Origin of the sequence: Actinokineospora enzanensis DSM 44649, from assembly GCF_000374445.1 — a bacterium.
Lineage (GTDB): Bacteria > Actinomycetota > Actinomycetes > Mycobacteriales > Pseudonocardiaceae > Actinokineospora > Actinokineospora enzanensis.
Genome location: NZ_KB894403.1, coordinates 210,435 through 234,795 on the forward strand (window position 1 = coordinate 210,435; position 24,361 = coordinate 234,795).

General features: G+C 72.0%; 20 protein-coding genes and 1 pseudogene. 10 read left to right on the forward strand and 11 right to left on the reverse strand.

The annotated features are described in order from the left end of the window. Positions 1 to 942 precede the first annotated feature (942 nt). Complete coding sequence (locus C503_RS37220; protein ID WP_018680297.1) at positions 943 to 1,371, forward strand: hypothetical protein; 429 nt, start codon at positions 943 to 945, stop codon at positions 1,369 to 1,371. On the opposite strand, the gene C503_RS0100855 is transcribed toward C503_RS37220, so the two are convergent. After that, positions 1,313 to 2,305, reverse strand: a complete 993-nt coding sequence (locus tag C503_RS0100855; protein WP_026315860.1) for an aldo/keto reductase — start codon at positions 2,303 to 2,305, stop codon at positions 1,313 to 1,315. The two genes, C503_RS37220 and C503_RS0100855, sit on opposite strands and share 59 nt — an antisense overlap. Before the next feature lie 81 nt (positions 2,306 to 2,386). Between C503_RS0100855 and C503_RS0100860 the strand changes: the two genes are divergently transcribed. From C503_RS0100860 to C503_RS0100870, 3 genes are read left to right on the forward strand one after another with little or no spacing between them, the layout of a single operon-like run. Further along, positions 2,387 to 3,436 carry an LLM class F420-dependent oxidoreductase gene (locus tag C503_RS0100860; RefSeq protein WP_018680299.1) on the forward strand — a complete coding sequence of 350 codons (1,050 nt, stop codon included), beginning with the start codon at positions 2,387 to 2,389 and terminating at the stop codon, positions 3,434 to 3,436. Continuing rightward, positions 3,433 to 4,260, forward strand: coding sequence for an undecaprenyl-diphosphate phosphatase (locus tag C503_RS0100865; protein ID WP_018680300.1), 828 nt, complete (start codon positions 3,433 to 3,435; stop codon positions 4,258 to 4,260). Before C503_RS0100860 ends, C503_RS0100865 begins: the two co-directional genes overlap by 4 nt. A gap of 60 nt (positions 4,261 to 4,320) precedes the next feature. Further along, on the forward strand, positions 4,321 to 5,022 hold the full coding sequence (locus tag C503_RS0100870; protein WP_018680301.1) for a histidine phosphatase family protein: 702 nt from the start codon (positions 4,321 to 4,323) through the stop codon (positions 5,020 to 5,022). A 2-nt stretch (positions 5,023 to 5,024) separates the two neighbouring features. Here C503_RS0100870 and C503_RS37225 read toward each other — a convergent pair whose 3' ends face one another. The 4 genes from C503_RS37225 to C503_RS37230 form a co-directional block, all read right to left on the reverse strand. Continuing rightward, positions 5,025 to 5,420, reverse strand: a complete 396-nt coding sequence (locus C503_RS37225) for an SSI family serine proteinase inhibitor (RefSeq protein ID WP_018680302.1) — start codon at positions 5,418 to 5,420, stop codon at positions 5,025 to 5,027. A gap of 581 nt (positions 5,421 to 6,001) precedes the next feature. After that, positions 6,002 to 6,655 carry a hypothetical protein gene (locus C503_RS0100880; protein ID WP_018680303.1) on the reverse strand — a complete coding sequence of 218 codons (654 nt, stop codon included), beginning with the start codon at positions 6,653 to 6,655 and terminating at the stop codon, positions 6,002 to 6,004. Continuing rightward, positions 6,652 to 7,476, reverse strand: coding sequence for an ATP-binding cassette domain-containing protein (locus tag C503_RS0100885; protein ID WP_018680304.1), 825 nt, complete (start codon positions 7,474 to 7,476; stop codon positions 6,652 to 6,654). Before C503_RS0100885 ends, C503_RS0100880 begins: the two co-directional genes overlap by 4 nt. A 19-nt stretch (positions 7,477 to 7,495) precedes the next feature. Continuing rightward, positions 7,496 to 10,606 carry a GH92 family glycosyl hydrolase gene (locus tag C503_RS37230; protein ID WP_018680305.1) on the reverse strand — a complete coding sequence of 1,037 codons (3,111 nt, stop codon included), beginning with the start codon at positions 10,604 to 10,606 and terminating at the stop codon, positions 7,496 to 7,498. A 435-nt stretch (positions 10,607 to 11,041) separates the two neighbouring features. Here C503_RS37230 and C503_RS0100895 point away from each other — a divergent pair, with 435 nt between their 5' ends. The 4 genes from C503_RS0100895 (at position 11,042) to C503_RS42875 (ending at position 15,382) form a co-directional block, all read left to right on the forward strand. Further along, on the forward strand, positions 11,042 to 12,211 hold the full coding sequence (locus tag C503_RS0100895) for an LLM class flavin-dependent oxidoreductase (RefSeq protein WP_018680306.1): 1,170 nt from the start codon (positions 11,042 to 11,044) through the stop codon (positions 12,209 to 12,211). Positions 12,212 to 12,873: 662 nt separating this feature from the next. Further along, positions 12,874 to 13,827, forward strand: coding sequence for a DUF2637 domain-containing protein (locus tag C503_RS0100900; RefSeq protein ID WP_018680307.1), 954 nt, complete (start codon positions 12,874 to 12,876; stop codon positions 13,825 to 13,827). A 222-nt stretch (positions 13,828 to 14,049) separates the two neighbouring features. Beyond that, positions 14,050 to 14,577 (forward strand): hypothetical protein, encoded by a 528-nt coding sequence (locus tag C503_RS0100905; RefSeq protein ID WP_018680308.1) that lies wholly within the window; start codon positions 14,050 to 14,052, stop codon positions 14,575 to 14,577. Positions 14,578 to 14,671: 94 nt separating this feature from the next. Beyond that, complete coding sequence (locus C503_RS42875) at positions 14,672 to 15,382, forward strand: hypothetical protein (RefSeq protein ID WP_156892884.1); 711 nt, start codon at positions 14,672 to 14,674, stop codon at positions 15,380 to 15,382. A 1-nt stretch (position 15,383) separates the two neighbouring features. Here the strand turns inward: C503_RS42875 and C503_RS0100915 are convergent, their stop codons facing one another. The 3 genes and pseudogenes from C503_RS0100915 to C503_RS0100925 form a co-directional block, all read right to left on the reverse strand. Then, positions 15,384 to 16,589: an RNA polymerase sigma factor gene (locus C503_RS0100915; protein WP_026315862.1), complete on the reverse strand. Its 1,206-nt coding sequence runs from the start codon at positions 16,587 to 16,589 to the stop codon at positions 15,384 to 15,386. After that, the gene (locus C503_RS0100920; protein WP_026315863.1) at positions 16,586 to 16,930 is read right to left on the reverse strand and encodes a YciI family protein; all 345 of its coding nucleotides are present in this window, start codon (positions 16,928 to 16,930) and stop codon (positions 16,586 to 16,588) included. Before C503_RS0100920 ends, C503_RS0100915 begins: the two co-directional genes overlap by 4 nt. Positions 16,931 to 17,009: 79 nt before the next feature. Then, a pseudogene (locus C503_RS0100925) lies at positions 17,010 to 18,323 on the reverse strand (M20/M25/M40 family metallo-hydrolase); the annotation flags it as partial. A 263-nt stretch (positions 18,324 to 18,586) separates the two neighbouring features. Between C503_RS0100925 and mptB the strand changes: the two are divergent. Further along, positions 18,587 to 20,209, forward strand: a complete 1,623-nt coding sequence (gene mptB / locus C503_RS37240) for a polyprenol phosphomannose-dependent alpha 1,6 mannosyltransferase MptB (RefSeq protein WP_018680313.1) — start codon at positions 18,587 to 18,589, stop codon at positions 20,207 to 20,209. A gap of 83 nt (positions 20,210 to 20,292) precedes the next feature. Here the strand turns inward: mptB and C503_RS0100935 are convergent, their stop codons facing one another. Then, complete coding sequence (locus C503_RS0100935) at positions 20,293 to 20,766, reverse strand: nuclear transport factor 2 family protein (RefSeq protein ID WP_018680314.1); 474 nt, start codon at positions 20,764 to 20,766, stop codon at positions 20,293 to 20,295. Positions 20,767 to 20,864: 98 nt separating this feature from the next. On the opposite strand from C503_RS0100935, the gene C503_RS0100940 reads away from it, so the two are divergent. Further along, positions 20,865 to 21,440: a TetR/AcrR family transcriptional regulator gene (locus C503_RS0100940; protein ID WP_018680315.1), complete on the forward strand. Its 576-nt coding sequence runs from the start codon at positions 20,865 to 20,867 to the stop codon at positions 21,438 to 21,440. On the opposite strand, the gene C503_RS0100945 is transcribed toward C503_RS0100940, so the two are convergent. Both C503_RS0100945 and C503_RS0100950 read right to left on the reverse strand, forming a co-directional pair. Then, on the reverse strand, positions 21,433 to 22,350 hold the full coding sequence (locus tag C503_RS0100945) for a S66 peptidase family protein (protein ID WP_018680316.1): 918 nt from the start codon (positions 22,348 to 22,350) through the stop codon (positions 21,433 to 21,435). The genes C503_RS0100940 and C503_RS0100945 overlap by 8 nt on opposite strands. Next, positions 22,347 to 24,263, reverse strand: a complete 1,917-nt coding sequence (locus C503_RS0100950; protein WP_018680317.1) for a dipeptidyl-peptidase 5 — start codon at positions 24,261 to 24,263, stop codon at positions 22,347 to 22,349. The genes C503_RS0100945 and C503_RS0100950 overlap by 4 nt, the downstream gene beginning before the upstream one ends. Between the last annotated feature and the right edge of the window lie 98 nt (positions 24,264 to 24,361).

The window sequence follows — 24,361 nt, forward strand, 5'->3', positions numbered from 1 at the left end:
ACGGAACTTTCCCGGGCGTGTCGTTCGTTGCGAGTTGAGGTTGTGCGAGCGCGAGGGGAAGTCATGATCGCCCGCCCGACAGGACAGCGGGCCGCGACACCGGATGTGGATCGGGCAGGGCCGGGACACGGATTGCATTGGACAGCGGAACGGGGTAGCGGGGGAGAGGAAGCGGTAGGGCCAAGCAAGGCCACGGGAATGGCGTGGCCGCCGCAGCGCCGAGGGGATCCCGGTGAGGCTGGCGGACATGGGCACCCGGGCATCCCGCCTGCACGGGGCTGGCGGTGCCCGATCGTGAGCCGTGAGGCCCGTGAAGGGTGAGTCGCCGACCGCCAGTTGTGGAGGTGACGACACTTGGCGGTGGCTGCCACCGCCCGGGGCGCGCCTGCCGTGGCCGTCGCCCAGGCGCCCTGCGGGCCCGACCTCGATTGCCGAGGGGCGACATCGATCCATGCAGGCCCACCCAGTGTGCAGGCCTGCCCAGCGCGGACCACGCCGCCGTATCCGGGCTGCTGGCGTGCTGGGCGGGGTTAGGGCTGTCGGGAGTGTCAGGCTCGGTATCGCCGCTTGGCTACCGAGTTCGAGAGGGCGTGCTCGGCAGTGCTCAAGCGCCGCGTGCCCAGGGCCGCCGAGCGGGCGCGCGGAACGGAGCCAACAGGCACCCGGGCGGGAGGGCCGGTTCGTGTCCGCGCGGCGGGTTCGGCCGTTGGCGACCGCGTTGTCGCTCGGCGGGCGGGGGCGTGGATCGAGTCACGGGGCTGAGCCCGGGGGAGAAGAGCGCTACCCGGAGTCCGGACCGGATGGTCGGTTTTCGGCGACGGAAGTGCCATCACCGCATTCACCACACCGGGTTTTGTTACGACTGACGGGTGAAGTCGCAACCCAGCTGTAACACGGAGCGTGCTCGGGTCGACGGATCGGGCACGAGTGCCGGAGGTGGCTATGGCGATTGATCCCGCGCATCGGCCGATCCTCGGCGACACCGAGCCCGCCGATCCACCCGCACCCGTGCGCGCCGCCAGCGTGTTGCTTCTGCTCCACGTCACCGTCACCGGCGCCCACCTGGCGCTACTCGGCGACAACGGGCTCCCCGCCGTGCTCGTGCCGATGGCCCTGGTCACCTGGTTCGCGCTGAGCATCCGCGCCGGGCGCGACTGGGCACGCCCGGCCGCCCTCCTCGTCGCCGGCCTGACCCTGGTCCTCATGTCGGGCTTCGCCGACGGCCTCGCGGGCCTGTCCGCGCTCGCCGTGTCCGCGCTGCTCGTGCTCGGCGCCGCGCACCTCGTCTACCGGGTCGACGTCCGCGCCTACTTCATCGACGACCCGGCTGGTGCGGAATCCGCTCCGGGTAGCCGAACTCGACCGCACTGACATCGTCCAAAGCGGACCGGATCGCCGCGGGCAACGTCAGCTCCTCCGCCGCCAGCGACCCCCGCAGCTGCGCCGCGTCCCGGGCCCCCACCACCGGCGCCACCACACCCGGCCGGTCCCGAACCCACGCCAGCGCCACCGCCAGCGGCGAGGTTCCGAGACCGTCGGCCGCCGTCACCACCGCCTGCACGATCCGCGCCGCCCGCTCGGTCCGATGCCGCTCCACATACCGGGCCAACGTCGCCGACGCCCCACGCGAGTCCGCGGGCGTGTTCGCCCGGTACTTCCCGGTCAACACCCCGCGCCCCAACGGCGCCCATGGCAGCACACCCAACCCGTGGTGTTCACACGCGGGCACGACCTCCCGCTCCACCGACCGCTCCAGCAGCGAGTACTCCACCTGCGTGCTCACCAACGGCGCCGCCCCCGCCACGCACGCCTGACGGGTCGCCGCCGACGCCGTCTGCCATCCCGCGTAGTTCGACACCCCCGCGTACCGGACCTTGCCGCTGCGCACCGCCGCGTCCACCGCGGCCAACGTCTCCTCCAACGGCACCGCCGAGTCCCACGCGTGCAGCTGCCACAAATCGACGTGATCGGTGTCCAACCGCCGCAGCGACCCCTCCAACGCCGACAGCAACGCGCCCCGTGACGCCCCGCCCCCGAACGGCCCGTCGTGACGACGCGCGACCGCCTTCGTCGCCAGCACGATCCGGTCGCGCGGCACAAGATCGTCCAGCAGCCCGCCGAGCAGCTCCTCCGCCGCCCCGTCCGCGTAGATGTCCGCGGTGTCGACCAGGGTCCCGCCCGCCTCGACGAACGTCGCCAGCTGCGCCGCCGCCTCATCGGCGTCGGTGTCCGCGCCCCAGGTCAACGTGCCCAGGCCCAGTCTCGAAACCCGCAGCCCGCTGCGCCCGAGGTGTCGTTGCTCCACGATCACTGAGCCTAGGACGCGCGCCGTGCCGACGCGCCCGCGCCCTGGCGAGCGGCGGCTACCGGTGGGTAACCTCTGCGCATGCGACTCGGACTGAACATGGGCTACTGGGGTGCGGGCAACGACGCGGCCAACCTCGAAATGGCCAAGGAGGCCGACCGTCTCGGCTACGCGGTCGCCTGGGTCGCCGAGGCCTACGGCTCCGACGCGCCCACCGTGCTCGCCTGGGTCGCCGCGCAGACCGAGCGCATCGACGTCGGCAGCGCGATCCTGCAGATCCCCGCCCGCCAGCCGACCATGGCCGCGATGACCGCCGCCACCCTGGACACCCTCTCCGGCGGCCGCTTCCGGCTCGGCCTCGGCGTGTCCGGCCCGCAGGTCTCCGAGGGCTGGTACGGCGTCAAGTTCGACAAACCGCTTGGCCGCACCCGCGAATACGTCGACATCGTCCGCGCCGCCCTGCGCCGCGAACGCGTCACCCACCAGGGCAGGCACTTCACGCTCCCGCTGCCTGATGGTCCGGGCAAGGCCATCAAGCTCACCGTCCACCCGGTACGCGAGCGGATCCCGATCTACCTCGCCTCCATCGGCCCCAGGAACCTCGAACTCACCGGCGAGATCGCCGACGGCTGGCTGGCCATCTTCTACTCGCCCGAACACGGCCGCGAGTCCCTCGAACTCATCGCCCGCGGCCGCGCCAAGGCAGGCAAGACCCTCGACGGCTTCGACGTCGTGCCCACCGTGCCGATCGTCGTGGCCGACGACTGGCGCCAGGCCGCCGACCTCGTCCGCCCCTACGCCGCCCTCTACGTCGGCGGCATGGGCAGCCGCGAGCAGAACTTCTACAACAACCTCGCCTGCCGCATGGGCTACGCCGCCGAGGCCGCCGAATGCCAGGAGCTGTACCTCGACCGCGACTACGCGGGCGCCGCCGCCAAGGTCCCGCTCGGCTTCCTGGACGCCACCTCGTTGCTCGGCCCGAAGGAGCGCATCGCGGACAAGATGCGCGAACTCGCCGACTCGGGGGTCACCACACTCACGGTTTCGCCGATCCTGCAAGATCTGGAGCGCAGCAAGGCGGCCCTGCGGGTCGCCGCGGAAGCCCTGGAACTCGCGGGAGTCGGTAGTTGACCTGGTTTCAAGCAATCATCCTCGGCCTCGTCCAAGGACTGACCGAATTCCTGCCCATCTCGTCCTCGGCGCACATCCGCATCGTCTCCGAACTCTGGTTCGGCGACGACGCGGGCGCCTCGTTCACCGCGGTCATCCAGCTCGGCACGGAGACCGCGGTCATCATCTACTTCGCCAAGGACATCTGGCGACTGCTCAAGGCCTGGTTCGTCGGACTGGTCAAATCGGACACCCGTGCCGACCCGGACTACAAGCTGGCCTGGTACGTGATCATCGGCTCGGCCCCGATCGCCGTGCTCGGCGTGGTCTTCAAGGACCTCATCCGCACCGAGCTGCGCAACCTGTGGATCACCGCCATCGTGCTGATGGTCTTCGCCGTGGTCCTCGCCGTCGCCGACGAGCTGGGCAAGCAGACCCGCGACAAGCTCACCATGCGCGACAGCTTCCTGATGGGCCTGGCCCAGGCCATGGCGCTGGTGCCCGGCGTGTCCCGCTCCGGCGGCACGCTCACCGCGGGCCTGTTCCTCGGCCTGACGCGCGAGTCGGCCACCCGCTACTCGTTCCTGCTGGCCATCCCGTCGGTGTTCGGCGCGGGCATCTTCAGCATCCCGGACGTCCTCGACCGCAGCGGACCCGGCGTGCAGGCCAGCATCCCGCAGACCGTGGTCGCCACGATCATCTCGTTCGTCGTCGGCTACGCCTGCGTCGCCTGGCTGCTGCGCTACGTCGCCAAGCACAACTACATGCTGTTCGTCTGGTACCGGATCCTGGTCGGCGCGCTGCTCTGCGGCCTGCTCGCCACCGGCGCCATCTCGGCCACCTGATCGAGTGAGAGGACGACCTGGTCGGCCGCGGGTGATCGGCTCCGCTTAGGCTGTTCGGCCGTGGCCACCGTCGTCCTCCTCCGCCATGCCCGCTCCACCGCCAACGGCTCCGGCGTGCTCGCCGGCCGCAGCGAAGGCGTCTCGCTCGACGAGACGGGCCAACGGCAAGCCGCCGAGCTCGTCGAGCGCCTGACCGCCCTGCCGCTGGCCGGGCTCGTGCGCTCTCCGCTGCTGCGGTGCGCGCAGACCCTCGCGGCCCTGTCCGCCGCCCGCGACCTGGACCCGGTCGTCGACGACGCGCTCGCCGAGGTCGACTACGGTTCCTGGACCGGCAAGGCCATCAAGGACCTGGTCGGCGAGCCACTGTGGAAGGTCGTGCAGCAGCACCCGTCCGCCGCGGTCTTCCCCGACGGCGAGGGCCTCGCCGACGTACAGGCCCGCGCCGTGCGGGCGGTGCGGGCGCACGACGCCCGGATCACCGCCGCCCACGGCGAACGCGCGGTCTGGCTGCTGTGCAGCCACGGCGACGTCATCAAGTCGGTGCTCTCCGACGCGCTCGGCCAGCACCTGGACACCTTCCAGCGGATCATCGTCGACCCGGCGTCGGTGTCGGTGATCCGCTACACCGCCACCCGCCCGTTCGTGCTGCGGATGAACGACTCCGGCTCCCAGCTGGCAAGCATCGTGCCGCCCGAGCCCAAGCCGGACGAGGACCTCGAACGCGCAGGCGAGGCCACCGTGGGCGGCTCCACCGGCGCCTGACCTCAGGCCGGGTTCTTCCGCAGGTTGAACACGTCGTCGCTGGTGACCTCGGCGACGCACTGGTTCGGGTAGTCATGTGTGAAGTGGACCTCCCGGGCGCCCCAGGTCCCGTCCACGGTCACGGTGACCGGGTCGTAGTTGTAGGGACACAGCCTGCCCGTGTCGGGCAACGCGTTGAAGTCCCCGTCCACCTTGTCCAGGCTCGCGCACGCCCGGCCGGGCGTGGGATGCGTGCTGCCGTCGGTGGGGTCGCAGTTCAGCTGGGCTGAGTCGATCCCGTCGGTGCCGATGATCGAGATCGCCAGCCCGGCGGGCGTGCCCGCGGTGTCGGCCAACGCGGGCACGGCTCCCGCGGCGAGCAGCCCGAGCACGGCGAATCCGGTGAGCGCGGTACGCATGAAATCACTCCTGCGGATGGACTAATATCGAATGGTCCGTTCGGTGGTATGGACTCGTCCTACCCGACATCGGTCCGGCCCATGTCCTTCCGACGATGGGGAGCACTCGATCGAAGGACCCGATTCACCTGCGCCTTTACCCATCGACATCCGGATGCCTCTCCCTTTGGTTCATTATCCGCTATTCACTATCAAGATAAACAATGGCTGTTCAGCTCAGCTGGTGGCGCTCGCACACACCCAAAAACGCCCGGAGGGAAGAGGGCCACTCGGGTCCGCGCGGCGGGTATGGCTGTGGAGGTCCGCGTCGTCGTTCGACAGGCAGGGGAGTGGAACGCGTTCGAGCTCCGGGGGAGGGCTGTTGTGTGTACGTGGGCGCTCTCCGAACGGCCGCGCTCTGGCTGCGGCTCTCTTGTCCCTGGTCACGAATCACCGGAAGTAGTCCACAGGCAAGATCATCGGCGCTGGTGGACGGCCTGTTTTCGCTGGTAGAGTTGATTAGGGGGTTCCCCGGCAAGTTGTCCACGGGGTGTCGAGCGGTCCACAGGTGGGGTGTGGGGGCTTGCGTGGCGAGGTCGTGGTCAGTCCTTGCGGATGGAGATCTGGTGGGTGGCTGTCGCGGCCAGGGCGAGGATCGCGAGGCCGAGAGGGAACAGGCCTGCTGCCAGGGGGAGGGCGTCGTCGGCGTGGGTCGTCGTGGCGAGGGCTTTGAACAGCAGGTTCGGCGGTGTGCCGGTGATCAGCAGGGAGCAGGCGACCGCGGCCAGGGCGATGATGAGGGCCCAGCCTTGGCGGCGGATCACCAGACGTGAGCAGAGCAGGCCGATGCCCAGGCCGATACTCGCGCACAGCAGGTGTGTCAGGGCTCCGGTGAGCAGGTCGGGTCCGGTGAGCGGGCGGGGCATGAGGGCCAGCGGCAGGAACAGGCCGATGAGCATCAGGCCCGCGGCCAGCAGCAGGGCCACCAGGATGTCGGCGAGCAGCACCCGGACCGGGCCGCGGGCGGCGGTGATGGTGATGGCGCGGTGGGCGGGTTCGGCGGCGTTGAGCACGGTCATGGTCAGCCAGGCCGCACAGATGAGCAGGATCGCGGAGTTGAGCGCGTACACCCCGGCCATCGGGCCGGAGTTGTCGCCGGAGGAGATGCCGACGGCGCCGAAGTAAAGGAGTACGGGGGCGAGGTAGCGCTGGGCGTGCAGGGTGGTGGCCAGCGCGTAGCGGATGAGGGCGATCACCGGGCGGCCTCCTGGGTGAGGCGCTCGACCGACCAGCCGTGCCGGAGAGCGACGGTCAGCAGACCGTCGGAGTGGGCGCGTTCGACGCGCAGGTGTACGCGGCCGTCGTGGTGGGTGGAGCTGACCACTCCGGTGAGCGCGTCCCAGCCGGGGTCGTGGGTGCCGGTGCTGAGCACGACCTCCACCAAGTGGTCGGGGCCGTCGTCCAGCGCCTGGACGTGGCCCGCGGTGATGCGGTGACGGTGGGTGGCATGGGCGCGGGTGACGGACTCGCGGTGGTCGGTGAACAGGACCGTGCCGCCGTCGGCCGCGGTCTCGGCGATGATCGCGGCCAGCACGCCGTGGGTGTCGGTGTCGAGGCCGGACCAGGGTTCGTCGAGGACGAGCAGCCGCGGTGGCACGAGGAGGGCCTGGGCGAGGGCGACCTTCTGCGAGTTGCCCTTGGACAGGGTGCGCAGGGACGAGTGGACGCCGCCGACGAGGGCGAGCCGGTCGAGGAGTTCGCAGGCTCGGTCGTGGGCTGCCGGACCGCGCAGGCCGCGGACGCGGCCGAGGTGGGTGAGGTAGGCGAGGGCGGACATGCGTTCGCCGGGCGGGAACCGTTCGGGGACGTAGCCGACGACGGGTGGGCGGCCGGTGACCGTGCCGGTGCTGGGGCGGGAGACGCCCGCGATGATGCGCAGGAGGGTGGACTTGCCGGAGCCGTTGCCGCCCACGATGGCCGTGACGGTGCCCGGGGTGAGGGTGAGGTCGACGTCGCGCAGCACCCAGTGGTCGCCGTCGTAGCGTTTGCCGATTCCCGCCAGTCGCAGCACCGTCACCTCGCCGTGTCGGTCCTCGTCAGTCGGCGCCTGCCAGGAGCTGGATCTGGGCGAGGCGCACTGTGCCGTCGAAGATGAAACTGTGGTGGCGGTAGCGCGCCGGTGAAGTCACGCGGAACGGGCGGGTCTGGGCGCGCCAGGGGAAGGTCTGGCCTGCGCGGGTGTCGAGGGTGTACCAGGTCTCGCCGTCGTCGGAGCCGCGCAGGGTCCAGGAGGTCGGGTCCGGGCCGGTGCTCGCGGAGGTGAGCGTGTAGAGGCGGACGGAGGCGGGGTCGGTGGTGACGGTGACCGGTGCGTCCACTGTGGATTCGGTGCGGGTGGTGTCGTCGTGGAGCGGGCCGGGGTGGCCGAGGGTGATGTCGCGCAGGGGTGGGCCGTCGCCGAGGGGGTCGGGCAGGTGGTCGGCGCCCCAGCGGGAGGGTTCGGGGCCCATGGTGAACTCCAGGCGGGCGCCCGCGGCGAGGACGTCGTGGTCGATCCAGGCGTGCTCGTGCGGTTCGCCGTCGACCAGCAGGCTCTGCACGTAGACGTTGGTCGGGCTGTTGTGGTGGGCGATGATCTCCAGGTCGCGGCCGTTGTCCAGGTGCACGACGGCGCGCGGGAACAGCGGTGAGCCGATGGCGTGGACGGGGCTGCCGACGCGCAGCGGGTAGAGGCCGAGGGCGCTGAGGAGGTACCAGGCGGACATCTCGCCGTTGTCCTCGTCGCCGCAGTAGCCCTGGCCGATCTCGCTGCCCTGGTAGAGGCGGGCGAGGACGTCGCGGACGAGCTGTTGGGTGCGCCAGGGGCGGCCGAGCTGGGTGTAGAGGTAGGCGATGTGGTGGGCGGGCTGGTTGCTGTGCCCGTACTGGCCCATCCGCACGTCGCGGGCCTCGGTCATCTCGTGGATGGTGGAGCGGTAGGAGCCGGGGAAGTCCGCGGTCTCGGGGGTGGCGAAGTAGGTGTCGAGCTTGTCGCACAGCGCGTCGGGGCCGCCGTGCAGGGCGGCGAGTCCGGCGGGGTCGTGCGGTGCGGCGAAGGCGGAGGTCCAGCCGTTGGTCTCGGTGTGGTCGTAGCCCCAGACGCGTGGGTCGTAGGACTCGGGGGGTAGGCGGAAGGTCCGGTCGCGGCCCTGGAAGAAGCCGGTGGCGGGGTCGAAGTGGTGGATGTAGTGGCGGGCGCGGTCGAGGAAGTAGGCGTGGTTGTCCTCGTCGCCGAGGGCGGCGGCGAGGTGGGCGATGCCGTGGTCGTTGACGCAGCCCTCCAGCGCCCAGGACAGGCCCTCGCCGATGTCGAGTGGCGTGTAGTGCAGGAAGATCGACCGGTCCAGGCCCTTGCGGCCGACGCTGTCGTCGGGCGGTACGACGGTCGCGTTGCGCAGTGCCGCGCGGTAGGCGTCGTGGGCGTCGAAGCCGGTGACGCCCTTGGCGTGCGCGTCGGCGAAGGCGACATCGGAGCTGGTGCCGGTCATCAGGTTGGCGTAGCCGGGGGAGGACCAGCGGGAGACCCAGCCGCCGTCGCGGAACTGCTGCAGGAAGCCGTCGACGAGGTCGCCGCAGCGGGTGGGGGAGAGCAGGGCGTAGGCGGGCCAGCAGGTGCGGTAGGTGTCCCAGAAGCCGTTGTTGACGTGGATGCGGCCGTTCTCGACCGCGGGCGGGGTGACGGGGCTGGCGTAGCGGGGGCCGGTGTCGGTGATCTCGAAGCCGGAGTTGGGGTACAGGTGCAGCCGGTAGAGGCAGGAGTAGAGGGTGGTGAGCTGGTCGTCGGTGGCGCCGTCGACCTCGATCCGGTCGGTGATCGCGGCCCAGGCGGCGCGGGCGCGGTCGCGGACGGTGTCGAAGGAGGTGGTGGCGCAGCCGTCGATGGCGAGGTTGGCGCGGGCCTGTTCGGGGCTGATGAGGGAGGTGGCGACGCGGACGGTCACTTCGGGGGTGTCGGGGGCGAAGCGCAGGAGCATGGTGCGGGCGCGGGCCAGGCCGCGCCAGCGGTGGTCGGCGCGCAGCACGGCCTGGTCGACCTGGGCGTGGATCCACATCCGTCCGGCGCCGACGGACAGGCCGCTGCGGATGTCGGTGTGGCCGGTGATGGTGTTGCCGGAGACCTCGACGGCGCCTTCGTTGCCCGCGTTGTCGAGAATGAGGTTGACCGGGCCCGGGGGGAAGCGGAACCGGAGGATGGCGGCGTGGTCGGCGGGGGCGATCTCGGCGCTGACGCCGTTGTCGAAGGTGACCGCGTAGTGGAAGGGGCGCGCGTGTTCGTGGGCGTGGTCGAAGGTGAGCGCGCGGGCGCGGCGGCCGACGTCGGTGCCGGTGGTGGGCATGAGGTGGAAGGTGTGCCGGTCGCCCATCCACGGGCTGGGCATGTGGCTGAGGCCGATCGCCTGCAACGCGGGGCGGTTGGTGGCGGTGTTGCCGCGGTGGTACTCGTAGGACCAGTTGGTGACCGCGGCGTTGGTGACCGGGATCCAGAAGTTGAACCCGTGCGGGACGGCGGTGGCGGGGATGGTGTTGCCGCGGGAGAAGGTGCCGGTGGAGTGGGTGCCGCGGGTGGTGACGATCCGTTCGACCGGGTCGCGGGGTCGGTCGGGGGCGGGTCCGATGGCGAGGTCGTCGATCCAGCCCGCGAAGGTGGTGGGGCCGTGCGGGCAGTCGTAGGCGAGCAGGACGCGGGCGATGGTCCTGCCTGCGGCGATGTGGCCTAAGTGGACGGTGCGGTGGTTCCACTGGACCGGGAACAGTGCCCGTGCCTGGGCTCTCGGCGTGAACGGGAACCCGAGGTGGTCGACGGCGCCGAGCCGGGAGAGGCGGGTGCCGTCGGTGAACGCGAGGTCGATGGCGACGTGGGTGCTGGCGTAGTGCAGGTCGGTCCATTCGGGGAAGATCACGTAGGACAGCTCGGTGTCCTCGTGGACGGGTTGATCCGACCAGAACACCCGGTTGACGGCGTGCCCGCCCGCGCCTGCCTCGCCCTCGTACCGTAGGGCACGGACCCCGGTGAATCCCACGCCGGCGCGCGCGGCGTAGGCGGTGGCGGGGCCTGGGCCGAGGTGGGTACGAAGAGTGGCGGCGACGGGGTCGACGCCGATCTCGGGGGTGTCGAGCCAGGTGGGGACCGGGTCGGCGGCCTCGAACGAGGTACGGAAACCGCTCATGTGATCACGGTACGTGAGCCCGGTCGGTCACGCAGTGTCTTCATCCCGCTGATCATCGACCCGACCCGAGGACAGGCCCCTCCCGCCCGGGGGCCGGCCCGCGCGTGAGTCTATCTGCGCAGGTCAGGGCGATGGAAGCCGTGGGGGTCGGGTTGTGGATGGCTGCGGCGCCCTGTGGACGACACGCCCGGACGGCATCCCCCGACATCCCGTCAACCCACGCGCCGGACCTGTGGATGAATCGAGGGGATGTGGACAACTTCCCGGGGGACCCCCGGATGTCAATTCTACCAGCGGAAACAGACTCGGCGCAGCTGCTGGTGATCTTGGCTGTGGATGACGGGGGTCGTGCGAGGTGGGGCGGGCGCATCCTTGTGGCGTCGTGGTCGTTGTCGGTGACTGATCACCTCAGTGACACGAGCTGCCGGAGGGCGCATGAAGATCGACCTGTTCAACGAGATCCAGAACCCCAAGCCGTGGGGTGCGGGGCACGAGCAGCTCAGGTTCGGCCAGGCTCTCGAACAGGCGGTGCTCGCCGACGAGCTCGGCTACGGCTGCTGGTGGCAGGTCGAGCACCACGGAGCGGGGGAGTTCAGCCTGTCCTCGGCGCCGGAGTTGATGTTGGCGGCGTTGTCGCAGCGGACGAGTCGGATTCGGTTGGGGCATGCGGCGGTGTTGGCGCCGGGGCGGTTCAACCATCCGATCCGGGTCGCGGAGCGGGCTGCGACGCTGGATGTGCTCAGTGGTGGGCGGGTCGAGCTCGGGTTGACGCGGTCGACGATCCCGGAGTGGCGGCTGTTCGGCATCGACCCGGACGAGGCGCGCGCGCAGACGCGGCAGGCGTTCGAGATGGTGCCGGGGATGTGGATGTCGGACCGGTTCTCCTACGAGGGCGACGACTACCGCGTCGAGGACGTGTCGATCTCGCCGAAGCCGGTGCAGCGGCCGCACCCGCCGTTGTGGCAGGCGGCGGCCAGTCCGGCGTCGTTCGAGGAGGCGGGCCGACGCGGGGTCGGCGTGTTGGGCACGACGATGTGGGAGTCGCTGGAGCGCGCGGGCAGGCTGATCGAGCTGTATCGGTCGGCGGCCGGGCAGTGCACGGACCCGGTCGGGGCGTATGTGAACAACCAGGTCGGGTTCTTCACGTTCGTGCACTGCGCGGACACCGACGAGGAAGCGATGCGCGACGGCGCCGCGGCGGCAGCGGCCTGGTACACGGTGACGGCGTTGACGTTCTTCGAGGCGGCAGCCGAGTTCGTGCGGCTCAACGCGCGCCAGCAGGAGATCGTGGCCGCGCCGGACGGCGGCGGTCTCACCGGCGAGTTCCTGCGCGGGGAGTCGACGAACGCGCCGACCGAGGCGAACCTGTTGATCGCCAGGATCCTGCAGGGCGAGGCGGTGCCGGACGACGAGATCTTCACCGTGCTCAGCGCCCAGGACTCGCTGATCGTGGGCAGCCCGGAGACCTGCCGCCGGAAGCTGCGGGCGTACGCGGACCTGGGGATCGACCGGATGATGTGCCTGCAGCAGATCGGCGGTATCCCGCACGAGAAGGTGCTCAAGAGCATCCGGCTGATCGGCGAGTTGATCCCCGAACTTGCGTAGGCGGCACCCCCGCATGCACCAGAGCGTTGCGGGAATGGCCACCGCCGACTGAGGAGAAGCGCCTGGCCGATCCGGCGGGCAGCACTCGCTGCCCGCCGGATCGCCTCAGGCTGACGGCCCCGCCCGGTGGAATCACGTCTGGCGGCAGTCTCACGCTCGTTGCGCTGTCAGCGGAGCTGACCATCGAGGTGCGGAGCCGTGACTGAGCGCAGTCACCTCATGGACGCTCTCATCGGCCGCGGCCGGTGGCCGAACTACGTGTGGCAGTGGATCGCGCGTCCGCTGGGCAGTGCTTCTTTCTCGCGCGGGGAGGTCTGCGACGCGTTGGCGGCGATGGGTTCTGCGGCCGGGCACCGGCGCGCCCGGAGTTCTGGATCAACGCCACCAGTTCGACGCCCGGTCGCGCATGATGTGCGGCGCTCGAAGCAGGGGTGGGTGCCGGATGGTGACGCGTTGTTGCGGTATGAGCCAAAGAGCGACGGCCGGGTCGCTGGACCAGCGTGAACCGGATCGGCGGGGATCGGTGCCCGGGGGTGCGTGATCGCGTTCTGTCACTGCGGTTACCGTGATCAAGCCGTCGGGGCGGAGGTCGCCGTGGGTCTGGGTGCTGCACCGTTGGCGCGGACGCGTACTTCGGTGGTTGCGCTGGAGAGGACGGTGTCATGGTCGCGGTCTCGCCCCATGTCGAGGATGGGCACGCGGTGGCGTTGGGCGCCTTGCCCTTGCTCGGCGACAAGATCCGGTACGCGTGTGCGCGGGTCGAGCCGCCGACCACCGCCGGGGTGCGGGCGTGGTTGGGCGGGTACGGGGTCGAGACCAGGCGGTCGTATGCGTCCAGTGTGGTGACGAAGTGGCGGCGCGAGCAGGGCATGGGGGACACCGGCAGTCTGGTGCGGTTGACCCCCGAGCTGCTGGCCGAGCTTGACGCCCTCGGTCAGGACGCCGCCGAGGTGCCGGTGGCCGACGAGGTCGGGACCGGATTGCAGGTCGCCGAACGGGTCGGGACCGAGCGGTCGGTGACCGTCGAGAGCGACGCCGAGCCGGTCGAGCAGGCCGTGGTGGCCGACAGTGCCGAGTCGCGGGTGTTGCGGTGGGTGGCGACCGCGGCGTGGTTGGTGGTGGTGGCCGCGGCCTTGGGGATCTCGTGGTGGTCGTTGTTCGACTACGCGCGGACGTTCGCGATCCCGACTCCGTTGGCGGCGACGGTGTCGTTGGTGTTCGACGCGGCGGCGTTGATTGTGGCGGGGTTGGCGCAGCGGTACGCGTCGTCGCCGGACTCGGGGGCCGGGCCGCGGTTGACGATGTTGGTGCTGTTGGCCGGGTCGATCTACCTGAACTGGGAGCACGCGGCGAGCAAGGGCTACGGCGTGCAGGCCTCGATCATGTTCGCCGCCCCGGCCGCGATCGGCATCGTGTTGTTCGAGCTGCAGATGGCGTGGCGGTCGCGGGCCGCTCGTCGCGCGCGGGGCCGGGTCGCGCCGCCGCTTCCGGTGATCGGCGCGTGGCGGTGGGTGCTGCACCCGGTGCAGAACCTGATGACGTTGTGGATCGTCGGCCGGGCCGAGGGTCGGGCCGACCGCGCCGCTCGCCTGTCCCGTATCCCGACCGACCGCTGAACGCCCACCACGAACAGACCGCGCCCTGTGTTTGTTGGCTCGGCTTCGCCTCGCGGCGCGATCCCGCGTGGTGGCTGGGTTGGGGGTGGTCGAGTTTGGGGTGGTCGAGTTGGAGGGCTGGGCGGGGGGGTCGTTACGGGGTGTAGTGATGGTTCTCATTCATGACGCGGGGGGTGGGGGTGTCCCAGTAGGGTCGGATGGTCGAGATGAAGGGGGTTCCTGGTGGCACCAGGAGTCGGGGAGCTGTTCATCGCGGAGCCGGACGAGCAGGCGTGGCGTCGGCCGGTTGTGCGGTGGGTGATCGGTGGCGTGGCGGTGGTGGTGGTCGCGCTGGGGTTGTGGGTCGGTGGGTGGCTGCCGCGGTGGGGGGCGTTGGTGCTGCTCGCGCTCGGGGTCGTGGTGGTCGTGGTGCGCGCGGCGGGGTATGTGGGGCGGCGAAAGCGGCGGTCGAGTCCGTTGATGATCGATCTGGACGGGGTGCGGCTGCCGACGGGGCAGGGGCCTGCGGTGTTGCCGTGGGACGCGTTGCGGTCGGTCGTGGTGGACGGGCCGACGCTCTACTTCCGGGTGCGACCGAGCATCACGCCGACCACGCCGGGTGTCGAGGGGCTGCACCGGCGGGATGCCTGGCCGGTGGCGTCCGGGCCAGGGTTGCCGCTGGACAGCCGCCTCTACCGGCGTGGGCGGGAGGAGATCGTGGCGGCCGTCCGGGCGTTCTCCGGTGACTCTGTGCGTATCACCCGGGCCTGAACGTCACTCACTTGGCGTGCGCCCGAGCCGGGGCGAGCGGACTACAGTCTGCATCCGGGTGTCACACGATCGTGACGAGCAGGGGTGGTTCCGCGTGATCTCAGGGCTCTCCGGTGTCGCCGCGCCCCGCGTGCGCTCACCGCTGCTCGACCTGGTCCGGCTCACCCCGGTGCTGCGCCACGGCGTGGGCACGCTGGCGGTGGAGGTGCTGGCCACGGCCGCCGACACGCCGCACCTGACCGGGGTCATCGGCTTCTCCGGGCTGTCGATCTGCCCGCTGTCGCCGGTGCTCACCCGCCCGCTCGGGGTGGGTTGCCCGCCGGACGAGTTAGCCGACGTGCTGCGCGCGGTGACCGCCCGGATCGCCCTGGTGAGCCTCACCCTCGGTGCAGGCCCGGCCGACCGGCTGCGCGCGGCACTCGACGACGCGGCCGCCCGGGACGTGCTGGTGATCGCCGCGGGCGGTAACCGTGCGTTACGACACCCGTGGGTCGTGCCCGTTCTGTCGTGTACCCCGGCGGGGCGGCCGAGCTGGTTCGTCGACCTCGACCAGGCCGCCGAGTCGCGCGGGTTGCTGGCGCCGGGGGAGGACGTGCCCGGCCCGTCCGGCACCACCAGTGGGAACGGTGTGGCCGCGGCTGTGGTCGCGGGGACCGCCGCGTTGCTGTGGTCGCTGTTCCCGACCGCGCGCGCCGCGGACGTGCGCTCGGCGTTGATGATCGGGGCCACCTCGACCCGCAGGCTGTGCCCTCCGCTGCTGGACGCGCAACGCGCGCACGAGCACCTGGCCCACCACGCCGGATGAGTCATTCCGCCCGGGTGAGCAAGTCGCGCCGGGCGAGCAGGTAGTCGCGCTCGCGCCGGTTGTCGGCCAGCCCGGCCGCGGCCGTGAACGACTCCCGGGCCTCCCCGGCCCGCCCGAGCCGGGCCAGCAGATCCCCGCGCACGGCGTGGAACAGGTGGTAGCAGGCCAGATCGAGTCCCTCCACCAGCGACAACGCGACGGCGGGCCCGTGTACCTCGGCCACCGCGACCGCCCGGTTCAACGCCGCCACCGGCCCCGGGTCGAACACCACCAACCGGTCGTAGAGGGCCAGGACCTGTGCCCAGTCGGTGACCGGGTCGGTGTGCACGGCGTTGATCGCCGCCAGGACCTGGTAGCGCCCCGGTCGGTCACGGCGCAGACACGCCCGCACGATCGCCCGCCCCTCGGCCACCAACCCCGCGTCCCATCGCCCCCGGTCCTGATCCGCCAGCCGCACGAACGCGCCCCCGGCGTCGGTCCGGGCGGGCCGCCGCGCCTCGGTGAGCAGCATCAACGCCAACAGCCCCGCCGCCTCCGGCTCGTCCGGCATCGCCTCGACCAGCACCCGCCCCAGCCGGATCGCCTCCGCGCACAGGTCCGCGCGCACCAGCTCCGGGCCCGCGCTCGCGGTGTGCCCCTCGGTGAAGATCAGGTACAGCACTGCCAGCACCGCGTCGAGCCGGTCGGGCAGTTCGGCCGCGCGCGGCACGCGGTAGGGGATGCGCGCGTCGCGGATCTTCGCCTTCGCGCGCACGATCCGCTGCGCCATCGTCGCCTCCGGCACGAGGAACGCCCGCGCGATCTCCGGCGTGCTCAGCCCACCGAGCAGCCGCAGCGTCAACGCCACCCGCGCGGGACGGGACAACGCCGGGTGGCAGCAGGTGAACATCAACCGCAACCGGTCGTCGCGCACGACGCCCTCCTCCTCCGGCTCGCTCGGTGCGTGCAGGGCAGCGGCCTCCGCGTGCTTGCGGTCGCGCATCGACTCCCGGCGCAACCGGTCGATGGCGCGGTTGCGGGCGGTGGTGATGATCCACCCGGCCGGGCTCGGCGGCGTGCCCTCCTCCGGCCAGCGCCGGACGGCGGTCGCGAACGCATCCGCGACCGCCTCCTCGGCCAGGTCGATGTCGCCCAGCACCCGCACGAGCACCGCGACCGCCCGCCCGTGCTCGGCGCGGAAGACCTCCGCGATCCCGTCCGGGGTCAGTACGGCGCCCGGTCCTGGAACGGCCGCACCTCGATCGGCAGCGTCGTCGCGGCCGCCGCCTGCCGACCCCACGCCAGCGCCGCGTCCAGGTCCGGCGCGGTGATCACCCACAGCCCGCCGACGTGCTCCTTGCCCTCCAGGTAGGGCCCGTCGGTCATCATCCCGTCCGGCCGCACCACCGTGGCGGTGTCCGGGGCGTGCAGACCGCCGGTGAACACCCACGACCCGCTCTCCCGCAGCCGCTCGTTGAGCACGTGCAGCTCGGCCCCGATCCGGGCGAGCGTCTCGGCGTCGGGCACGCCGCCGTCGGGCTGGTAGATCGACAACAGGTACTGCGGCACGGTGAACCTCCGTCGCCCGGGACCGCCCGTCGCGGCCCGCTCACCCACTACACGAACGATCCCCGGCGGAATCGACACCTCACCCGGACAAAAACCGGTCGAGAACCTCCACACCGAACCGCAGGCCGTCCACCGGCACCCGCTCGTCCACACCGTGGGCCATCGCCCGGTAGTCGAAACCCTCGGGCAGTCGCAGCGGGGCGAAGCCGAAACATTCGATCCCCAGCTTCGCGAACGCCTTGGCGTCCGTGCCGCCGCCCATGCAGTACGGCACCACCACCGCCGCCGGGTCGTGTGCGCGCAGCGCCACGGCCATCGCGTCGAACCACGGCGAGTCCACCCTGGCCTGCACCGGCGCCTGGTCGGTGAGGAACTCCCGGCGCACACCCGGGCCGAGCAGGCGGTCGATCTCGCCGAGGAAGGTGTCCTCGGTGCCCGGCAGCACCCGCGTGTCGACCTGGGCCTGGGCCAGGCCCGGCACGACGTTGACCTTGTACCCGGCCGACAGCACGGTGGGGCGGGTGCTGTTGCGCACGGTGTTCTCCACCATCCTCGCCGCCACCCCGAACCGGGCGATCGTGGCGTCCACGCCCTCGGCCGACGACAGGTCCACCGGCACGTCCAGCGCGGCGCCGGTGCGTTCCAGGAACGCCCGCACCGCCGGGGTCAGGTGCACCGGCCACTCGTGCGCGGCCAGCCGGTGCACCGCGTCGACGAGCTTGACCACCGCGTTGTCGTCGTTGCGGCGCGAACCGTGACCGGCGCGGCCGGTGGCGGTCAGCAGCAGGTGCGACACGCCGCGCTCGGCGGTGCCGATCGGGTAGAGGTGGACCAGCGTGCCGTCGGACCTGCGGGTCGGCACGGTGTGCGCGCCGGACTCGCCGATCGCCGCCGCGCAGCCCTCGAACAGCTCGGCGTGGTCGACGACCAGCCAGTGCGCCCCGTAGGCGCCGGTGTCCTCCTCGTCGGCCACGAACGCCAGCACGATGTCGCGCTCGGGCACCCGTCCCTCCGCCGCCCACCGGGACACCACCGTCAGCACCGTCGCGCACATGTCCTTCATGTCCACCGCGCCCCGGCCCCACACGTAGCCGTCGCGGATCTCCCCGGCGAACGGGTGCACGGTCCACTCGTCCGGGTCGGCGGGCACCACGTCCAGGTGCATCTGCACCAGCAGCGCGGGCAGCTCCGGCCGCGCGCCGCTGACCCGGGCCACCACGTTGCTGCGGCGCGGCGCGCGCTCCAGCAACACCGGTTTGAGTCCGGCGTCGGTGAGCCGGTCGGCGACGAACTCGGCGGCCACGCGCTCGCCCCGGCCTTGCCCGTGCCCGCGGTTGGTGGTGTCGAAGCGGACCAACCGCGCGCACAGCTCCTCGACGGACTCGATCATCCGGGCGCTCCTCCTCGTCGTCCGACCGGTCGCTCATCCGTCCCGGTGCGGTTCAACCGGTCCCACAGTGGGCACAGGAACAGCACGGCCGCAACGCGAGGCGCGCGCCGGAGCGCATGAGCCGAACGGCCGCAACCGGTTGTGACCATCCGCACGCCGCCGGTGCGACCGGATCGACCATTGCGCGAAAGCCGTCGGGGTGCCCTGTGTAATCTCATGTCCCGATGGCCACCAGCACAGACCCGTCCTCAGACCTGGAAAGTTCCTTGGGCGCACAGAACGCAGAGATCGCCGGCCCCTCGGGGGATCCCGTCGGTGTCGACACCGACGCCGCCGCGGCGGACGCCGGTACCGCGCCGGGGGACGCGGACGACACCGTGGTCGACGGCCGCGACGAGCGCGCCGACGAGCGGCCCGGCCCGCTGCCCATCCGCACCATCGCGCTGGGCACCGCGGGCAGTCTGATGATCCTGCTCAGCGCCTTCGGCGCGGCGGGCGTGCTGGTCAGCGACCCGGTGCTGGGCCACGGCCCGCTGTCCTGGCTGCGCTACGGCCACGGCCAGATGCTGGCCACCGCCACCCTGTACCTGGGTTTCGCGCTGGTGGTGTGGGCGTGGGTGCGGCTGGGCAGGCACGTGCTGGCCGGACGGGTCGCCTCCCGGCCGGTGCTGATCGCCGCGGCCTGCTGGATGGCCCCGCTGGTGATCTCGCCGCCGGTGTTCACCCGTGACGTGTTCTCCTACCTCGCGCAGGGCACGCTGCCGCTCTACGGGTACGACCCGTACTCGGTGGGCCCGGTCGTGCTGGGGCTGCAGGACGTGGTGCAGAACGTGCACCCGTTCTGGCAGACCACCCCCGCCCCCTACGGTCCGCTGTTCATCCTGCTCGCCAAGGGCGTGGCGTGGACCTCGGGCAGCAACATGATCCTCGGCGTCGTGCTGATGCGCCTGGTGCTCATGGCCGGGCTGACGCTGCTGCTGTGGTCGCTGCCCCGGCTGGTGCGGCACCTTGGCGGGCACCTGCCGACCACGCTGTGGCTGGCGATCGCGGGCCCGATGACGGTCGTGCACCTGGTCGGCGGCCCGCACAACGACCTGCTCATGGTCGGGTTGCTGGCCGCGGGCGTGGTGTGCGTGCTGGAACGCAAGCACGTCCTGGGCATCACCCTGGTCACCCTGGCCGCGGCGGTGAAGGCCACGGCCGGGTTCGCGCTGCCGTTCCTGATGTGGGTGTGGGCGGCGCGGATGAAGTCCACGTTCTGGAAGAACTTCGTGCGCGCCAGCGCGGCGGTGATCGGCACGACGGTCGCGGTGTTCGCGGTGGTGACCGTGGTGTCCGGGGTGGACCTGGGCTGGTTCAAGGCGCTGCAGGCCCCGACGATGATCGTGAACTGGCTGTCGCTGCCCACCGGCGTCGGCGAGTTCGTGCACACCCTGGCCGACCTGTTCGTGGACTCCAACAAGACCTGGTTCGTCAACACCGCCCGCGTCATCGGCGGCCTGGCGTTCTTCATCATCGCGGTCCGCCAGTGGTGGCTGGCCCGCGGCGGCGGCTCGGACGCGGTCCGCCGGATGGCGTTCGTGCTCTTCGCCCTCGCCGTCCTCTCGCCCGCCACCCTGCCGTGGTACCTGACCTGGGGCTTCATGATCGCCGCCGCGCTGCCCTGGCAGCGCCGCCAGCTGGCGATCCTGGTCAGCGCGGGAGTGTTCCTGGTGCTGACCTACTCGCCCGCGGGCGAGGACCTGCTCTACAACTGGCTGTTCATCGCGGGCGCCCTGGCGGTGTCGGTACTGGCCGGGATCTCCCTGCTGCGCATCGACCCACTGCACCTGTTCGGCGACCGCCGCGAGCTGGTCACCGTGGACGCGCCGCCGCCGGTCAAGGTCTAGCCGGTCCAGGCGCACGGGCAGGCACGGACAGGCGCTGTGTGTTCGGCCTGTCCGCCTCTCACGAATGCGGCACGGCTCGAAGGTCAGTCGGCGGCTGCGGCCAGGGCGGTGGCCAGATGGCCGAGGCGTCCGGCGAGGCGGGCCATGCCGATGTGGTCGCCGTAGTCGCGGGACTCGATGATGCGGCCGTCGCGGACGCGGGTGATGAACACGCACGGGATGCTGAACGGGCGGCCGTCGAGGGTGCCGGTGTAGGCGAACTCGTGGATGACGACCTCCGGGTCGGCGGTCTGATGGACCTGTCCGACCGGTTCGAACCCGTCGACCGCGGGCACGCGCGAGTGGATCTGGGCGAAGTGCGCGCGCAACTCTGCTCGGGTGCGTAGCGGGGTGTCGCCCAGCGGCGAGAACGGGTGACGTACGTCGGTGTCCTCGGCGTACAGGTCGGCCAGTTCGTCGAGTCGGGCGTCCAGCCGGGCGCCGGTGGGCCGGTCGACGACCAGGTGGCGCACGCCCGCGGCGAGTGCGCGGACGACCTCGGTGGGAGTGCTCGGCACGGGACCTCCAGGAAGCGAAGTGTGGACTCCGGAACCACTGTATCGGAGTCCACACTCCGGTTGACACCCTATGCTTGGGGGCCGGGAGAGGGGGCCGAGTGCGGCAGGACGCGAAACGGAACCGGGAGCTGATCCTCGCCGCCGCCGAGGCGGTGTTCGGGGCGCACGGCGCGGGCGGGTCGACCGAGGAGGTCGCGCGCCGCGCCGGGGTCGGGATCGCCACCGTGTTCCGGCACTTCCCCACCAAGGAGGCGCTGGTCGAGGCCGCCCTCCTGCGGCACTTCGACCACCTCGCCGCGCGCGCCGCCGACCTCGCCGACGACCCAGACCCGACCACCGCCTGGCGCGCGCTCATCCGCGCCATGATCGAGACCGGCGCCACCAAGGTCACCCTCGCCGCCGCCCTGACTAACACCACCGGCACCGACACCGACACCGGCACGAGCATCCCGGCGAGCGCGGCCGCCGCCTCCGACCGGCTCAAGACCGCCGTCGACGGCGTGCTGCGGCGGGCCCGCCAGCACGGCGCGGTGCGCGCGGAGGTCACGATCGAGGAGGTCTACCTGCTCATCCGCGCCCTGGCCCAGGCCGCGGCCACCATGCCCACCGACCCGGACACCCTCGACCGCGCCATCGACGTCGTGCTCACCGGACTCGCCCGACCGGTCAGCTGAGCGCCGGTTCCAGCACGGTCACCGTCCCGTCGTCGGCGTCCAGCACGGCCTCGACGCCCAACGGCACCGTCAGCTGCCCGGGGCAGTGCCCGAACCCCAGCTCCCACAGCATCGGCAGGCCCAGCCCGCCGAGCAGGTCGTCCACCACCGCCCGCACCTCCTCCAGCGTGCCGCACCCGGCCCACGAGCCCAGCGCCACACCGGACACGCCGGTGAACCAGCCCGCCCGCAGCAGCTGGGTGAGCATGCGGTCCACCCGGTACGGGGCCTCGCCGATGTCCTCCAGCAGCAGGATCGACCCGTCCGGCGGCGGTGCGCAGCCCGCCACGCCCAGCGAGCCGACGATCAACGACAGGTTCCCGCCGACCGTGACACCCCGCGCGGCGCCGTGCCCGTAGGAGCCGGTCGCCGGACCGGTCAGGCGAGTCACCCGCTCCGGGGCGAACAGTGTCTCCCGCAGGTGCGCCCGCGAGTCGTCGTCGAACAGCGGGCCCGCGATCATCGGCCCGAACAACGTGGCCAGGCCCAGCCGCGCCCCGATCGCCTCGTGCAGGACCGTCGTGTCGCTGGACCCGACGAACACCTTCGGCGCCACGGCGGCCATCGCCTGCCAGTCCAGCAGGTCCAGCACGCGCTGGGTGCCGTAGCCGCCCCGCGCGGCGATCACCGCCGACACGCCGGGGTCGCACCACGCGCGTTGCAGGTCGGCGGCGCGGGCGTGGTCGCTGCCCGCCAGGTAGGGCAGGCGCGGGTGCCGGTCGAGCACGTGCTCCCCGACCCGTACCACCAGCCCCCACGACTCCAGCACCGCCACGCCCGCGGCGAGCAGCTCCTGCTCGACCGGCCCGGCCGGGGCGACCACCGCCACCGTGGAGCCGGGCCGCAGCCGCGGCGGCCGGACCCGGTTCACCGGTGCAGCTCCAGTCGCGGCGCGTCGGTGTCGAACCCGAACACCTGCCCGTAGAACGACAGCTCCGCCCGGTAGGCGGCGATGATCGTCTCCGCCCGGCGGAACCCGTGCGACTCGCCCTCGAAGGTCAGGTACGCGTGCGGCACGCCGGTGCCGTCGAGCGCGGCGACGAACCGGTCGGCCTGCTGCGGCGGGCACACCGGGTCGTCCAGGCCCTGCAACAGCAGCACCGGCCCGGCCAGCCGGTCGACGTGGTTGATCGGCGAGCGCTCCGCGTACCGGTCGCGGTGCTCGGGCAGGGCGCCGACCAGGCCCTCGATGTAGCGGGACTCGAAGTCGTGGCTCTCCGCGCCGCCCTCGGCCCACGGGCCCAGGTCCAGGATCGGGTAGCTGATCGCCGCGCAGGCGAACACGTCCGTGCCGGTCACCGCGGCGGCCGCGGTCCAGCCGCCCGCGCTGCCGCCCCGGATCGCCACCCGCGCCGGGTCGGCCAGGCCCTCCTCGACCAGCACTCGCGCCACCGTCACGCAGTCGCGCACGTCGACCACGCCCCACCGGCCGCGCAGCAGCTCGCGGAACGCGCGGCCGTGGCCGGTGGAACCGCCGTAGTCGACCGCCACCACGCCGATGCCGCGGCTGGTCAGGTACGCGATGCCCAGGTCCAGGTCGGGCTGGCAGTGCGCGGTCGGCCCGGAGTGCGGGTAGACCACCCACGGCGGCTTCTCGCCCTCCGGCCCGGCATGGTCGGGGTTGGTGGGCTCGTAGACCAGCACCGGGATGTCGTGCCCGTCGGGGGAGGGCAACGCGCGCGCCCGCGGCGTCGGCAGGTAGGCGGGGTCGACGGCGACCTCGGTGGCGCGCAGCACGGACAGCTCACCGCTCGACAGGTCCAGCCGCACCGGCGCGCGGTGCGCGTGCGGACCGGCCGCGGTCGCCACCAGCACACCGTCCTGCTCGGACCCGGCGTCGATGTTCGCCCACACCGACAGGTCGGTGTCGACGTCGGTCACGGTGCCGGAGCGCTCGTCCAGGATCGCCAGCCGGTCGGTGCGCAGCACCGCGAACCGGCCCCGGCCCAGCGGCGCGAACCACCGGTACCCCAGCTGCCACAGCGGACCGCCCAGCTCGTGCTCGCCCTTGGCCAGGTTCACCGCGCGCCCGTCGAGCCCGATCCGGTGCAGGTTCCACCAGCCGTCCGGGTCGGTCAGCACCAGCAGCGAGTCCGGCGCCTCCCACTCCAGCTGGCACACCGCCTCCTCCGGCCCACCCGCGACCACCCGGCGCGGCCCGAGCGTGCCGTCGTCCTGCACCGCGGCGACGCACAGCTCGTTGCCGTCCCACGGCATGTCCGGGTGCTCCCACCCCACCCACGCCGCGTGCCCGCCGTCGGGGCTGGGGCGCGGCGCGGTCATGAAGTGGTGGCTGCGGCCCAGCACCCGGGTCGGCCCGCCGTCCAACGGCACCGCGACCAGCTCGCGGTGGTCGGTGTGGTCCTCGCGCACGCACCACACCTCGTCCCCGCCCGGCCCGGCGACCAGGTCGGCGTAGCGCAGACCCTGCCGTTCGTCGGGCTCCGGGGTGATCGGCCGCGGGTCCGCGCCGTCCAGGCCCGCGACGTAGACGCGCTGGTCGTCGAAGTGGGTGAACACCACCCGGTCGCCGAGCACCAGGTACGGGTTGCCGCCGTACTCGTGCACCCGGTTGCGCACGTTCCAGGGCGCGCCGAGCACCTCGCGCGCCGCGTGCCCGTCGTGCCGGAACAGCGCGACCCGGCCGCCCTCGTGCGGCAGCCCGCGGACCCACCAGGTGTCCGGACCGTGCCTGCGCACCCAGCCCGGACCGGACGCGGACGCGGCGACGTCGTCGGCGCGGACAGGGGAAACCCACGTACCGTGGGGAGCGATCTTCACCACAGGCAGGACCCTACCGAGTCGAGGTGAGGCGCCCGATACGGTTACCCGCGCGGTGACACCGGTGGGGTACGGCCTGCCCGTCCCGCGGTTGTCCCATA